The sequence below is a fragment of the Cohaesibacter haloalkalitolerans genome (assembly GCF_003574655.1).
Classification (GTDB): domain Bacteria; phylum Pseudomonadota; class Alphaproteobacteria; order Rhizobiales; family Cohaesibacteraceae; genus Cohaesibacter; species Cohaesibacter haloalkalitolerans.
Map to the genome: position 1 here is coordinate 1 of NZ_QNUM01000005.1, position 13,083 is coordinate 13,083.

The 13,083-nt window shown below is 56.3% G+C and carries 11 protein-coding genes; 6 read left to right on the forward strand and 5 right to left on the reverse strand.

All coding sequences use genetic code 11. From position 1 onward, the window contains the following. Positions 1-208: 208 nt before the first annotated feature. Positions 209-808, reverse strand: a complete 600-nt coding sequence (locus DSL70_RS13100) for a superoxide dismutase (RefSeq protein WP_119308408.1) — start codon at positions 806-808, stop codon at positions 209-211. A gap of 199 nt (positions 809-1,007) precedes the next feature. Then, positions 1,008-2,099, reverse strand: coding sequence for a glycosyltransferase family 4 protein (locus tag DSL70_RS13105; protein ID WP_119308409.1), 1,092 nt, complete (start codon positions 2,097-2,099; stop codon positions 1,008-1,010). 298 nt (positions 2,100-2,397) lie between these two features. Here DSL70_RS13105 and DSL70_RS13110 point away from each other — a divergent pair, with 298 nt between their 5' ends. Continuing rightward, complete coding sequence (locus DSL70_RS13110; RefSeq protein ID WP_119308410.1) at positions 2,398-3,924, forward strand: serine hydrolase domain-containing protein; 1,527 nt, start codon at positions 2,398-2,400, stop codon at positions 3,922-3,924. A 363-nt stretch (positions 3,925-4,287) separates the two neighbouring features. Beyond that, complete coding sequence (locus tag DSL70_RS13115; RefSeq protein WP_119308411.1) at positions 4,288-5,385, forward strand: GNAT family N-acetyltransferase; 1,098 nt, start codon at positions 4,288-4,290, stop codon at positions 5,383-5,385. Positions 5,386-5,493: 108 nt separating this feature from the next. Here the strand turns inward: DSL70_RS13115 and DSL70_RS13120 are convergent, their stop codons facing one another. Then, complete coding sequence (locus DSL70_RS13120) at positions 5,494-7,614, reverse strand: S9 family peptidase (protein WP_119308412.1); 2,121 nt, start codon at positions 7,612-7,614, stop codon at positions 5,494-5,496. 240 nt (positions 7,615-7,854) lie between these two features. Here DSL70_RS13120 and DSL70_RS13125 point away from each other — a divergent pair, with 240 nt between their 5' ends. Next, positions 7,855-8,190: a 5-carboxymethyl-2-hydroxymuconate Delta-isomerase gene (locus DSL70_RS13125; protein WP_162916673.1), complete on the forward strand. Its 336-nt coding sequence runs from the start codon at positions 7,855-7,857 to the stop codon at positions 8,188-8,190. A gap of 86 nt (positions 8,191-8,276) precedes the next feature. On the opposite strand, the gene DSL70_RS13130 is transcribed toward DSL70_RS13125, so the two are convergent. Then, positions 8,277-8,801 carry a DUF3592 domain-containing protein gene (locus tag DSL70_RS13130; RefSeq protein WP_162916675.1) on the reverse strand — a complete coding sequence of 175 codons (525 nt, stop codon included), beginning with the start codon at positions 8,799-8,801 and terminating at the stop codon, positions 8,277-8,279. A 165-nt stretch (positions 8,802-8,966) separates the two neighbouring features. Then, on the reverse strand, positions 8,967-9,365 hold the full coding sequence (gene msrB / locus DSL70_RS13135) for a peptide-methionine (R)-S-oxide reductase MsrB (protein WP_119308415.1): 399 nt from the start codon (positions 9,363-9,365) through the stop codon (positions 8,967-8,969). A 508-nt stretch (positions 9,366-9,873) separates the two neighbouring features. Between msrB and DSL70_RS13140 the strand changes: the two genes are divergently transcribed. Genes DSL70_RS13140 through DSL70_RS13150 form a run of 3 tightly spaced genes read left to right on the forward strand, consistent with a single transcriptional unit; the run spans position 9,874 to position 13,071 of the window. Then, the gene (locus DSL70_RS13140) at positions 9,874-12,276 is read left to right on the forward strand and encodes a putative monovalent cation/H+ antiporter subunit A (RefSeq protein ID WP_119308416.1); all 2,403 of its coding nucleotides are present in this window, start codon (positions 9,874-9,876) and stop codon (positions 12,274-12,276) included. Beyond that, the gene (locus DSL70_RS13145; RefSeq protein WP_119308417.1) at positions 12,276-12,686 is read left to right on the forward strand and encodes a Na+/H+ antiporter subunit B; all 411 of its coding nucleotides are present in this window, start codon (positions 12,276-12,278) and stop codon (positions 12,684-12,686) included. The genes DSL70_RS13140 and DSL70_RS13145 overlap by 1 nt, the downstream gene beginning before the upstream one ends. A 7-nt stretch (positions 12,687-12,693) precedes the next feature. After that, positions 12,694-13,071 (forward strand): Na+/H+ antiporter subunit C, encoded by a 378-nt coding sequence (locus tag DSL70_RS13150; protein ID WP_119308418.1) that lies wholly within the window; start codon positions 12,694-12,696, stop codon positions 13,069-13,071. Positions 13,072-13,083 lie beyond the last annotated feature (12 nt).

Consider the following 13,083-nt stretch of genomic DNA (forward strand, 5'->3'; position numbering starts at 1 on the left):
TTCGTCCATAAAAACCTCCTCATTTGATCTTCAAACCACGCCAATGGTTCAAGTGAGGAGGTCTCTTACCGATATTGTAGAACTTGTCCAGTCCTCCACCGTAGGTGGAGGTTTAGTGTAGATACAAGAAACCCCGCCTCACCGAGACGGGGTTCTTTTTTGCATGAAGCAAAAGGTGTAGTGAACCAACTGTAGTCAGTTGAGCCGATTAGGAAGCAGCTTCCAGCAACTCGGCGACATATTCCCAGTTGACCAGATTGTCGAACCAGGCTTCGAGATATTTCGGGCGCGCGTTGCGGTAGTCGATATAGTAGGAATGCTCCCAGACGTCGCAGCCGAGCAGCGGCGTGCCGCCGTGAACCAACGGGTTCTCACCGTTTGGTGTCTTGGTCACGACCAGCTTGCCGTCAACCAGCGCCAGCCATGCCCAACCGGAACCGAACTGGGTGATACCTGCATTGATGAAATCAGCGCGGAACTTGTCCATGCCGCCGAGGTCTTCCTCGATCTTGGTGGCCAGAACGCCCGGAATGAGGCCCTGTTTGGCAACCGGCTTCATCCATTTCCAGAAATGCAGATGGTTGTAGTGCTGAGCGGCGTTGTTGAACAGACCGGCATTCTTGCCGAAGCTTTCTTTCACGACATCTTCAAGGCTCTTGCCTTCGAGGCCAGAGTCTTTGAGCAGGTTGTTGCCGTTGGTGACATAGGCCAGATGGTGTTTGTCATGGTGAAATTCCAGCGTCTCTGCAGACATGAAATCGCCAAGTGCATCATAGGCATAAGGAAGTTCGGGAAGTTCAAAAGCCATTGAAATATCTCCATTTATTAGACAGGCACCGGCGCTTGAAGTCGGCGAATTTTGATCTTGATCAAAAAATAGTGGCTGGCGCTCTGGACCACAAGAGCAAAGCGACAACAATTTCTTGAAATGGTTCTAAATTCACAAACTTTCTGTTTGCTGGTGTCGGGAATCCCAATCATGAGAGGCTCACGAGCCTATCACTTTCTCAATCAATGCGCGAGAAAGCCTTTTGTTCCATGCCAAACAGCGAAATCAGCTTTTCTTCGAAAATACGGGGGGAGAAATCTTCTTCACGGATGCGATCGAAACAGGCCTTCTTGATTCTCTCGATCTGTGGCCGGTCTTCCAGCAGTTCCTGCAGCTTGACGGCCAGCAGGAAGGAGTCGCTCATGGGCACCAGTGGCGCAACCATCCCTCCCTTGAGGATATCCATCGGGCCGCTGGCACAGGTGGAAACACAGGCGATGCCGGCGTCCATCATCTGGCACAGGGGGACGGAATAGGGCGCGTTGGAGGCGGCAAGGCAGTAGATGTCAAAAGCCTCGGCCATTTCCGAAGCATCCATCGGCCCGGCAAAGTCGATGAAGGGGGCAATATGGTCCGAGAGCTCCTTGAGCTCATGCTCAAGCGGTCCCTGTCCGGCGATGACAAAACGGGCATCCGGACTGCTCTGATGCAACAGCTGGGCAGCGTGAATGAAGATCCCGAGGCCATCGCCTTCGAGGAATGGACCGCTGGCACCAATGGTCAGCGGAGCGTCATCTCCTTCCGGCAGCGGGGTGATCTCCGTAAACTGGCATTCATAGGGGTAGGGCAGCACGTCGACGGGAACCTGTCCCTCGAAATGGGCCTTGGCCTCTTCTGCGAGGCTCGACGTGATGGCAACCATGCGGCTGGCGTTCTTGAAGCCTTCATACATGTCGTCATGACAGACCCCGATCACCTTGCGCGCAATGTGGGACAACCCGCGACAACCGAAGGCCTCGTGGCAGATGGCATAGTCGAAACGGAAGCGCCGGGTCGCGGTCAGGATCGGCCAGAGCTGGGGCGTTCTGAGCAGCAGCTTGCGGGAAAAGTCCGATACCGGATACATCCGGTAGCCCATGGTACGTGCTTCCTCGCCAAAGGGCGAACCATTGGGCGCCATGATCGTGATGTCAAACAGCTCACTGTGCGAGAGGTGATGCAGATAGATCTCATAGGCGTTCAATATTGCAGCGTCCTGCACTTCAGGCGCGAAGAACAACAGCGTCTTGCGCGTCTGATCACTATTGGTGGCACTATCCATCGCTTGCATTTGGTCTTGTCTCCGGTGGCTGTTGCCTGAAAAAGGGTGCAGAGAAGTGCGGCCCCCGGCAGTCTGAACCACCCGTTGATTCTATGACAGAATTCCCGCGCCTCTGCAACAAGGGCCGGGTAGCCGAGAGCTTAGTGAAACATTATGGTTTGGAAAACCCCGTATGGCTTGATTTCTCCCTGGCAATTGGCGAAAAGAAAGGGCCCCAAGCCTGCCGAAAGCCAGACCTGTCGCTTGCCAAAGAGGCTGCCCTTGTCAGTCCTGTTCCCGCAAATCATTCAAGAAAAAGAGCAATATCATGACCAATGCACCCAACTGGCAGGAAGCCGAACGCGCGGCTCAAGCCATCTGCGCTCAATGGGCCGCGAATGAACCCGGCGGTATCATCCTCGGGTTCGACAAGGACGGCGACCGCATGAGCGTCTGCGCCGGTCTTGAAAATCTCAATTCCGGCAAGGCTTTCTCCGTCAACAGCGTCGGCCGCTTTGCCTCCATAACCAAGCATGTTTTCTGCACGCTGGTGCTTCAGCATCCGCAACTCTTGTCGCTTGATGACCGGTTGGGTGACCATCTGCCTGAACTCTCCGCTCCGCTCGCGGACGTTACCGTTAGTCAGGCGCTGGACATGAGCGGCGGTTTGCCCGACATGCGTGAATGCCTGACGCTTCTGGGGCTCTCGGTCTATAATGAAACCGGCAGCGCCGAGAACCATGCCTTCATGGCGCGTCAGACGCGACTCAATTTCGAGGCAGGCACCGAGGTTTCCTATTCCAACACCGGCTACCGGCTGGTGGAGATCATTCTGGAACGCAAGGGTGTGTTCCTGAAATCCTTCCTTGAGAATGAGGTCAACAGCCTGCTGGGCACCTCCTTCGATGCACCGCACCTGTGGGCCGATCCGGTGAAGGATCTTTATCCCGGTTACTGGTTCAACGGCGAAAAATGGCTATTGTCTTCTGCCGGTTTGCAGATTTCTGCCTCGGGCAGTCTGGCAGGTAGTGCTTGCGACATGAGCAAGTGGCTGCGCGCCTTGATGGCTGGTGAAGGCATCTTCTCTGGTGTTCTCGACACGCTTTCCGCCCCGCGCCATCTGAAGAATGGCACCGTTACGGGCTACGGCCTCGGCATCACGGACACTCTCCTTGGCGATCGCGTATTGATCGGCCATGGCGGCAGCCACCCCGGCTACAAGGCCTATATCATGATGGACCGGGAGAGCGGAACGGGTGTCGTCCTGCTGTCCAACCGGGACGAGGTGGATTCGCGCGGCTCGGCCTCAAGGGTCATGGCGGCTCTGCTTGGCCTGCCGATGCCATCTGCTGCAAGCGACCGGATTCCCGATGGCCTCTATGTCTCAAAGGACGGCCCCTTCTGGCTGGAAGTTGCAGGCAGCACGGCGACCTGGATCGACGATGGCGGCACGCTCTATGAAGCTGACGGCAAGACTGTTTCGTCGCTTTCGGCGACCTCCGAACTGGCGCTTGAATGGGACGGCGAGGCTCTGGTGGGCACGATCGGACATGTTCTCCGTCGCCTGTTGCCGGTCGCACCAACGGCGCCTGACGAGGACCAGAAGAGTGAACTTGCTGGCATCTGGCACAACGAGGAGGGCGCCTTTCTCTCCATCGAAAACGGCAATGTTGTCATGGGCGTGGGGCCGACGCGTCAGACGATGCCGCTGCAATCTGTTGGAGGTGGACGTTACCTGTTCACTCTCAAGGACAGCCTCTGGACCAAACGCATCTGCCTCAACTTGCTTGACAAGGACCGGTTCGAACTGGTGCTCAGCCGTGCCCGGATGATCGAATATCGCCGGTTGATCTAGGCTGAACCTGACAGCTTTTCCTTCAAGATTCACGCGCGCGGAAGGTGTCTCATCTTCTGCGCACGTGCTGAGTTCTGCCTGCCGGGAACTCTGTAATGATTGTAACTTTTTTCGATTCTTCTTTTAATTTTAAATATATGTGAACTTTAGCAGCATATGCTTTTCACAAACGTCTCCCGCAACAAATCAATCGCAGGTATCTGAAAGCAAGGGAGCGTCTTAAATTAAGCATTTTAGAGGACACGCCTCGCTACTACTTGATGGTGTTTCTGAGTTGCCTGAGGTTGCTGACTGCAGCGACGGGTTTTGAACTGGCCGACTGGCAAAGATTGCATTGTAGAGCTTTACCGAAGGAGACCGGACGTGCCTCTCAGCAAGTCCTATAAAGTCGAGGCCCACGATCACTTCGATTTCGAGGGATCTGATTATCGAACCCTGTTCGAAGCAAGCGACGCGACCGTTTTTCAGGATCCGCAGTGGCTTTCTCTGCTCTATGCCAAGCTTGCGCCCGCCTGTGGTGTGCGACCTCTGGTGATCACGGTTCGTGATCAGCGTGACGACAGCCTTTGCCTTGTGCTGCCCTTGATGCGAACCTCTTACGCAGGGCTTTCGTGTGTCGAGCCTGCCGATCTGGGCACTGCCGATTACAATGCCATCGTGTTGCGGCCAGACTGCGAGGAAACCCTTTTGGCAGATGACGCAATCAGCGCCGAAGTCCTCAAGCTGATGAAACCCTGCCATTTGATCTTCTTTCGCAAGATGAAGGGCGACAGCAGGGTGCTTGCGCATCTGCTGGGCAAGGTGATTGTCGCCGACATGATTTCCTCCTGCCACGACATGCCGATTTGGGCTCCCTATGAGGACTGGCGCAACGAAGTTCTTTCAAAGAGTTTCCGAACTGGGCTGCGCCGCAAGTTTAAAAAGCTGGAACAGCAGGGAGACGTGGTCCTGAAGGTCATTTCCGGCGAACAGGCAATCCTCACGGCGATGAGCCTTTTGCAAGAGCAAAGACGGTCCCGCTATCCCGAAGACCTGTTTCTGGAGCAGGCCTATTATGACTTCTACTGTGCCGTTGCCATCGAGGGGGAAGAAACCGGTCTTGCTGAAGTGACCGCCCTTTATGTGGGCGATGACATTGTCGGCATCGAGCTGGGGTTTCTCAAGGATCACTGCTATCACTTCATTCTGGCGGGGATGGACAATGATGCCTATGGCAAGATGTCCCCGGGCCTGCATCTGATTGATTATATTCTGGCGCACAGGGTCGAGTGTGGTGACACGCGAGCCGATTTCACGATCGGTGACGAGCGCTACAAGGCCAGCTTCGGAGCCAAGCCGACCCGGCTGCGACTGATGGCGCGGGCACGGACTCCTCTAGGGGCTCTTGCTCTCAAAGCCTATATGAGTGGCGGTCCGATCAAGGAACTGGTCAAACGCGTTGCCGCTATTGCCAAGCGCTGACCTCCCACCCGTGCAGTGGCGGCCCGCAAGACGGACAGATCAAGGATAAAACAAAAGGCCGTCTGCAAAAATTGCAGGCGGCCTTTTCATGTCGGGGCAGGATCTGCCTCAGAGCTTGCCGCTCACCTTGATGGCAAAGGCATATTCAAGGGCGGTTTCCTTCAGACGATCGAAGCGCCCCGAAGCGCCAGCATGTCCGCTGCCCATGTTGATCTTCAGCAGCAGCAGATTTTCATTGGTCCGCTTTTCGCGCAGCTTGGCAACCCACTTGGCTGGTTCCCAATAGGTCACCCGCGGATCGGTCAGGCCGCCGACGGCGAGAATGGCCGGGTAGTCCTGTTCGGTGACATTGTCATACGGGCTGTAGGCAGCAATGAACTCGAAATCTTCTTTCGATTCGATCGGGTTGCCCCATTCCGGCCATTCCGGAGGCGTCAGCGGCAGGGTGTCATCAAGCATCGTGTTGAGCACGTCAACAAATGGAACGATCGACAGAATGCCGGAGAAGAGGGACGGAGCCATGTTGCTGACAGCTCCCATCAGCATGCCACCAGCAGACCCGCCTTCTGCCACGATCTTGCCTGCGGAGGTGAAGCCTTCTGCCACCAGAAACTCGCCTGCCGAAATGAAGTCCTTGAAGGTGTTGGTCTTGGTCTCGCGCTTGCCATTGCTGTACCAGGCAAAGCCCTTCTCCTTGCCGCCACGGATATGGGCGATGGCATAGACAAAGCCGCGGTCGACCAGCGACAGGGCAGTCGTCGAGAAGCTTGCCGGAATGGAGATGCCATAGGAGCCATAGCCATAGAGCAGGCAGGGGGCCGAGCCGTCCAGCGCGGTATCCTTGCGATAGAGCAGCGTGACCGGTACGAGCTCGCCATCGTGGGCAGGAGCCATCAGGCGGCGCGTGACATAGTCATCGGGATTGTGTCCGGACGGCACTTCCTGCTCCTTGCGCAACACCCGTGAGCGCGTTGCCATGTTGTAGTCATAGATCCGGCTTGGGGTTGTCATCGAGGAGTAGGAAAAGCGGATGATGTCGGTGTCAAATTCCATGGAGCCGTGGAACCCGAGCGAATAGGCCTCTTCTTCGAAGGCAATCGGGTGCACCGCACCGGTCCGGATATTGCGGATCTGGATACGTGGCAGGCCGTTTTCCCGTTCCATCCAGACCAGAAAATCCTTGAAGATGCTGTGGCTGATCAGCAGGCGACCGGTGTGATGGGGTACCAGATCCTGCCAATGGGCGCGGCCCGGCTGCGTTGGGGATGCCGTGACCAGCTTGAAGTCCTCGGCGTCGCCAGCGTTGGTAAGGATATAGAAGATGCCCTGACCTTCATCGACGCTGTATTCGATGCCGGTCTCGCGCGCAGCGATCAGGAGCGGCTTGCTTCTGTTGTCCTCGGCAGAGAGGAAGTAGCATTCGCTGGTTTCGTGGTCGTGGCACTGGATGAAGATATATTTGCCCGACTGGCTCTTGCCCAGACCGACAAAGAAACCGGCATCCGCTTCTTCATAAAGCAGCTCGTCGTCTTCCTGCGAGGCTCCGAGCTTGTGGCGATAGACCCGGCTCGGGCGGTGGTTGTCATCCTGCAGCGTGTAATAGATGTGGGTGCTGTCTTCGCTCCAGACGGCAGCGCCGGTGGTGCGCTCCAAAAGGTCTTCCATTTCCTCGCCGGTGCTCAGATCGCGAACGCGGATAGTGAAGAATTCCGAACCCTTGGTGTCCACCGCCCATGCCAGCTTGAGATGATCCGGGCTGTGTGAGGTTGATGCAAGGCGGAAAAAATCCTGCCCTTCGGCTTCCTTGTTGCCATCCAGCAGCACCTCTTCCTCGCCGCCATCCCGTGGGGTGCGGACATAGAGCGGATACTGGCCACCGGCGACATGGCGCGAGGCGTAGGCATAGGGACCATCAGGCGCTGGCACGGAGCTGTCATCTTCCTTGATCCGGCCCTTCATTTCCTCGAACAGGACTTCCTGAAGCGCTTCGGTATCGGCCATTTCCTTTTCGGTATAGGCGTTTTCCGCCTCAAGGTAGGCTTCGATGTCACGGTTCAGAACCGCTCGGCCCTCATGCATAACATCCTGCCAGTTGTCCGCTCGAAGCCAGGCATAGTCATCAATCAGCTCAAGGCCATGATGGGCCACGCGGTGCGGGCGCTTCTCTGCGCGGGGGGCGTCAAGAGGGAAGGCTGCTTTGGCAAACGACGTTGCAATTGGTTCTGACATTGTAATGACCTTATCAAACGGCAGGAAAATTCTGCATACACCTATGATTTTCGGAGCCAATGTTCAAGGTCCACCTCAAAAGGGCAGCGAACACTGAACACCTGTTCATGGCGCGATGGAACCAATGCTAACAGGTTGAGGAGACTGGTTGCAAAATCTTTCATAGATGATAGCAATAGACCCAACACCCGCGACCCCTCCGGCCTTATCCATCGGGCCGCGCAGACAAGGAGACGCATCATGCCACACATGATCATTACCTACGCCAGAGAAATCGAAGACAAAACCGACATCAAGGTTCTTGTGAAGTCTGTCTGGGATACCGCAGAAAAGTCCGGCCTGTTCACGCCATCTGCTATCAAGTCCCGCGCGCTGCCTGTCGATGCCTTCGTGACGGGCGGAACCGACAAGCCGTTCGTCCATATCGATGCAAGGATGTTTGCGGGCAGAACGGTGGAGCAGAAACAGACCCTTATCGCCGCCTTGCGCGAAACGGTTTCGGCTGCTGTCGGATCAGGCGTGTCCGTCAGTGTCGAAGCCATCGACATGGACAAGGCCTGCTATACCAAGAACTGACCGGTTATTGCAGGTCGACTGACGCTTCCAAACAAAAGCCCGCCCCTTGTTGTGGCGGGCTGTTCTGTTTTCCGGGGGGACGGTTTTCAGGCTTCGGATCGTCTCGGACGCCGGATCGAAATGACTGCGAAGGCAAGGGTTGACAGGGCGATGACCAACCCGGCAGAAAGCGCCTGCATGGCACCGATGGTGTCGGCCTTGCGCAAGACGGCCTCTTCCGGTGCTTCCGGATTGTAGTGAACCGTGACATTGGTTCCCTGACCGAGGCTCTCGATTTCCGTTTCCGCCACCCCCTTCAAGGTGCGGGGCGGATGGTTGCGGCTGAGCTGGTCACCGATGAAGAAGGAGCCGTCGACCTCATAGCGATAGCGTACCTTGGGCACGAACATCTCTATCGGGGTGCCGTTGGCATTGGGTTTGGTGAGGCTGTCGACATGGCTCTCCAGAACCTGCCCTGATACAGCGCGCCAGGACGAGGGAATTTGCGCCTCCTGCAACCCGATCCAGCCCAGCCCTGCATATATGAAGCCGCCCAGAGAAATCGCCAGCATGAAATAGGTCAGGATGCAGGGCGAATTTTTGGAGCAGGAAGCCTTCTCTTGTGCTGCCATGGTCATCTCCTCTGGCTCGGGTCACTCCGGTCGGCCGAACAGGCCGCGTCATCTGGCCGGGCCGTTGGGCACCGGGCAGGGGGACATTAAGGCCGCACCCGGAAAATGCAAGTCGGCAATCCGTCTCTTGTAGCAATGCATGCAAAGAACCGGGTTATGGCTTGGTCACTCGTCTTCCGGTTCGAATCGCAACGCCACTCCGTTCATGCAATAGCGCAGACCGGTCGGCATCGGGCCATCTTCGAAGACATGCCCAAGGTGTGAGCCGCAGTTTGCACAACGAATTTCCGTTCTCTCCATAAAATGTGTGTGATCGGAATGCTCGGAAACGGCTTCAGAATCGGCCGTTTCATAAAAACTGGGCCAACCACAGCCTGCATCGAACTTCGAATTCGAGTTAAACAACAGGTTCCCGCAAGCAACGCAGTAATATTCACCTTGCCTGTACTCCAGATTGAGAGGAGAGGTGCCGGGGCGTTCTGTGCCATGTTGTCGCATAACCCGGTATTGTTCCGGTGTTAGCGTCTGCTTCCACTCTTCTTCTTTCTTTAAGTCTTTTGACATAACCTTACTCCTTCAAGGGACACTTAAATCATGTAAAGGCGGTCCGTTAAACTTTGGCGTAATGCTTGACCCTAATTGAACCTCAGGGCTTCAATGTATGGCCCTCTTGTCCTAAATCATATAGGGATAGCGGGCCTTATTCTAAAGGCTAACGCATCGTTGGTGTTTCGAACGGTATGAAACGTCAAGTTTCGAGGGAAGAGATTCGGCTTGGGCATTGAATATCTTATCTCGAAGATTTTTGCCGGATTGTGATGCAGTTGTTTTGTATCGCGAGCGCACGCAGAGAAAACTTTGCGAATTTGTCGCAGAGTTTCAAGTAAGCCCGGCAGAACGCACAAAGGATGCGCAAGATTAGGGCAGGTTTTGCACTTGGTGCGCAACTTTCTGTAGGGCTTAATGGGTTGGTGGGTTATTTTTGGCAAAATGCCGACAACGCAAAAGAACGAGAAGGTCAAGTGGCTCCTTGGGCGCACTGGCCATATGGATAGTTTGGTGAGGATGACGCATGGCGTTTGAATTTGGTGGCGGGCTCAACCTGGTGTTGGCGACGCCCTTCGCGGCAGCAGTGGTGGCGCCATATCTCAAGAAGGCCCTTGGTCACAACAGCGCCTGGCTGCTGGCCATGGTGCCTGCCGGGATCTTCATTTATCTTTGCCAGTTCATCGGCACGGTCGCAACCTCGGGACATGGCGTCAATATCACGCCGATCGAGTGGTTGCCGTACTATGGCATTCAGTATTCGCTCTTTGTTGATGGATTGAGCCTCGTCTTTGCCTTGCTGATCTCCGGTATCGGCACCCTGATCATTCTCTATTCCGGCGGCTATTTGAATGGCCATGCCGATCAGGGCCGCTTTCTCAGCTTCATGTTCCTGTTCATGGGCTCGATGATTGGTGTCGTGCTGGCCGACAACCTGATGACCCTGTTCATCTACTGGGAGCTGACCTCGATCACATCCTTCCTGCTAATCGGTTTCAATCACAAGGAAGAGAGGTCTCGCCGGGCTGCGTTGCAGGCGCTGATCGTGACGGGCGGTGGTGGCCTTGCGCTGCTGGCGGGGCTTCTGCTGATGTATCATGCCGGTGGCACGATGGAAATGAGCGAGCTGCTCGGCAAGGGCGACGTGCTGCGCGACAGCAGCCTTTATGTTCCCATGCTGCTGTTGTTGCTTGGCGGTGCCTTTACCAAATCCGCACAATTCCCGTTCCACTACTGGCTGCGCAATGCCATGGAAGCCCCAACCCCGGTCTCGGCCTATCTCCATTCAGCCACCATGGTCAAGGCGGGCGTCTATCTGTTGATGCGCGTGCATCCGGTCATGGGAGACACAGCACTCTGGACGACCATCCTGCCAATCTTTGGCGGCGTGACACTGATCATGGGAACCTGGATGAGCCTGCGCCAGACAGACTTAAAGCTGACCCTCGCCTATACGACGATTGCTTCGCTGGGCCTTTTGGTGATGCTGGTTGGTACCTCCAACGAAACGGCCATCACCGGTGCCGTGGTTTATCTGTTTGCCCATGCCCTGTTCAAGGGTGGCTTCTTCATGATCGTCGGCACCATTGACCATGAAGCGGGGACACGCGATGTCACCCGCCTTGGCGGCTTGCGCCGGGCAATGCCCTTCTCCTTCTACGCTGCGGTTGCCTGTGCCCTGTCGATGGGCGGGTTGTGGCCGTTCATTGGCTTCATCGCCAAGGAAGAGATCTATGCGGGCCTCATCGGCACCAACGCTCCGGCCCTGTTCCTTACCCTGACCGCCGTTCTGGGCAACGCCATGATGTTTGGCGCGGCCTTTGTCGTGGCTCTGAAGCCTTTCATAGGGGAAGCGGTAAAGACGCCGAAACATGCCCATGAAGGGCCGGTGCTGCTGGTTGCCGGGCCGGTGGCTCTTGCCAGCCTCGGACTGCTGTCAATGCTGTTCGGCGACTTCGTGGGAGCGGAACTGCTGCGCCCGATGGCCAATGTCGTCCACGGTCATCACGGTCACCTGCAGATCGGCATCGGTGCGGTCCATGTCAACTTCGCCTTCATGCTGTCGCTGATGACCATCGCCCTGGGCGTTGGCTTCTATTTCAAATACGAGGCTATCCGCAGCACCCGTGGCGTCCTCATCCGCTTTCTGGGGGAGGGGCCAGACAGCTTCTTCGATATCTTCATTGCCGGTCTGGTGCGTTTTTCCGCTCGCACAGTGCGGCTCTTGCAGAGCGGCAACATGGAGGTTTATCTGGCGGCCACCTTCGCAACCATCGCAGTGGCGCTGCTTGTGCCGATGATCGCCTTTGATGAATTGCCTGACTGGCCCACCATGCCGGACCTCTATATCTATGAGTGGTCGACGCTGGGGCTTGCCGTTGTCGGTCTTTATGCGCTGCTGGTCGCCAAGACACGCCTCACGGCGATTGTTTCCCTTGGCATCCAGGGCTTTGCGGTGGCACTGATCTTCCTGCTGTTCGGCGCACCGGACCTGAGTTTCACCCAGTTTATGGTCGAAACCCTGTCGGTCGTGATCATCGCCCTCATCATGAACCGCCTGTCGCTCAAGGAACATGACAAGCGGCCCGGCCCGCAGATCGCCCTTGATGCCAGCCTGTCCATTCTGGTTGGTCTCGGCTTCTGCCTGCTGCTGATGTCGGTGACGCAAGGGACGTTCAATTGGCATCTCAGCGAGTTCTTTACCGAATACAGCCGCGCCATCGCGCATGGCCGCAACATCGTCAACGTCATCATAGTCGATTTCCGCGGCTTCGATACGCTGGGCGAGATTGCCGTCGTAACGATCACCGCGCTCTGTGTTCATACCCTGACGCTCGGCACCGGGCGCATGGCCCGAAAGCCGAAGGCGGTATCTACCCATCCTGTCAGCCTTGACGAAGCGACCTCTGGTCAGAAAGGAGCAGAGTGATGCAAACTCTGATATTCCGGACAACTGCGCCGTTTCTGGCGGCCCTGATGATCCTGTTCTCGATCTTCGTCACGTTGCGCGGACACAACGATCCGGGTGGCGGCTTCATCGGTGGCCTGATCGCGGCATCGGCATTCATGATGTATGGCATTGCCGCAGGGGTTCAGTATGTTCGCCGGGCACTCTATTTCCATCCGATCTCGGTTGCCGCATTCGGCCTTGTGCTGTCGGCCACCTCGGGCATCCTGTCGCTCTTCGAGGCCCAGCCCTTCATGACCAGCCAATGGACTTTCCCGACCATCATGGGCGTGGAAGTGGCGATCTCGACGCCGATGTTCTTTGACATTGGGGTCTATTTGGTTGTCATGGGCAGCCTGACATCCATCGCGCTGAAGCTGGAAGAGGAATAGAGCGACCATGGAAGGTGTATTGTCTATCCTCGTTGGCATCTTTTTCGCCGTCAGCATCTATCTGATGATGTCGCGCTATACCATCCGCATCATGCTTGGCATTGCCGTGCTGGGCAATGCTGTGAACCTGCTGATTTTCACCAGCGGGCGGTTGATGCGCGAAGTGCCGCCGATCATCCCGGTTGGCGAACTGGTGCCTCCCGGACCGACTGCGAATCCTCTGCCTCAGGCACTCATCCTGACGGCCATCGTGATTTCATTCTCATTTCTGGCCTTCCTCCTTGTGCTCGCCTATCGGGCGTATCAGGAGTTGGGAACCGATGACATCGTTGAAATGCGTGTCGCGGAACCGGCAGACGAAGATCTGCCTCCAGTCAGCTACTAAGGAGAAACAGCT

Coding starts and splice junctions, on each gene's coding strand:
- msrB (WP_119308415.1), bottom strand. CDS start 9,365: ATGTCAAAAGACTTAAAGAAAGAAGAAGAGTGGAAGCAGACGCTAACA.
- DSL70_RS13125 (WP_162916673.1), top strand. CDS start 7,855: ATGCCACACATGATCATTACCTACGCCAGAGAAATCGAAGACAAAACC.
- DSL70_RS13140 (WP_119308416.1), top strand. CDS start 9,874: ATGGCGTTTGAATTTGGTGGCGGGCTCAACCTGGTGTTGGCGACGCCC.
- DSL70_RS13120 (WP_119308412.1), bottom strand. CDS start 7,614: ATGTCAGAACCAATTGCAACGTCGTTTGCCAAAGCAGCCTTCCCTCTT.
- DSL70_RS13110 (WP_119308410.1), top strand. CDS start 2,398: ATGACCAATGCACCCAACTGGCAGGAAGCCGAACGCGCGGCTCAAGCC.
- DSL70_RS13150 (WP_119308418.1), top strand. CDS start 12,694: ATGGAAGGTGTATTGTCTATCCTCGTTGGCATCTTTTTCGCCGTCAGC.
- DSL70_RS13145 (WP_119308417.1), top strand. CDS start 12,276: ATGCAAACTCTGATATTCCGGACAACTGCGCCGTTTCTGGCGGCCCTG.
- DSL70_RS13130 (WP_162916675.1), bottom strand. CDS start 8,801: ATGGCAGCACAAGAGAAGGCTTCCTGCTCCAAAAATTCGCCCTGCATC.
- DSL70_RS13105 (WP_119308409.1), bottom strand. CDS start 2,099: ATGCAAGCGATGGATAGTGCCACCAATAGTGATCAGACGCGCAAGACG.
- DSL70_RS13100 (WP_119308408.1), bottom strand. CDS start 808: ATGGCTTTTGAACTTCCCGAACTTCCTTATGCCTATGATGCACTTGGC.